Raw genomic sequence first — 588 nt, 5'->3', positions numbered from 1 at the left:
ACACCCCCCGACTGCCCCCCCCCCCCCCCGCCCCCCCCCCCCCCCCCGCCGGGGTCGGCGCCCTGGAGCGGCGGACCGGCGGTGACGCCTTCTTCCTCACCGAGCTCCTCCGGTCACCGCAACCGATGCCGGCCGGCGTCCGCGCAGCCGTCGCCGCCCGCCTCGACACCCTCGCGGCCGAGACCCGCCGGGCCGTCCGGACGGCCGCCGCCCTCGGCACCCGCTTCCCGCTCGGCACCCTCGCCCGCACCCTCGGCAGCGCCCCCGCCGACCTCCGGCCCCGGCTCGCCGAGGCCGTCGCCGCAGGACTGCTCGCCGACCTCGGCCCGGACACCGCCGCCTTCCGCCACGACCTGCTCCGCGAGGCCGTCCAGGACACCGTCCCGGCCGCCGACCGCCCCGCACTCCACCGGCGGATCGCCGACGCCCTCGCCGGCGACACCCGTGCCGACCCCGCCGAGACCGCCCGCCACCTGCTGCTCGCCGGCCCCGAACCGCGCCGCCCGGCCGCCGCCGAGGCCCGCCGGGCCGGCGACCCGGCCGCCGCCCTGCTCGCCTTCGAGGACGCCGCCCACTGGTACCGGCGCA

The 588-nt window shown here is 82.3% G+C and carries 1 pseudogene; it reads left to right on the top strand.

The window, feature by feature from the left end:
• Positions 1-125 precede the first annotated feature (125 nt).
• Positions 126-588: pseudogene (locus tag ABD353_RS39960) on the top strand (ATP-binding protein); the annotation flags it as partial.

The sequence above is a fragment of the Kitasatospora arboriphila genome (assembly GCF_039528095.1).
Taxonomy (GTDB): Bacteria; Actinomycetota; Actinomycetes; order Streptomycetales; family Streptomycetaceae; genus Kitasatospora; species Kitasatospora arboriphila.
The sequence above is the reverse complement of the archived record's forward strand: the minus strand, read 5'-3'. Positions and strand labels throughout refer to the sequence as shown.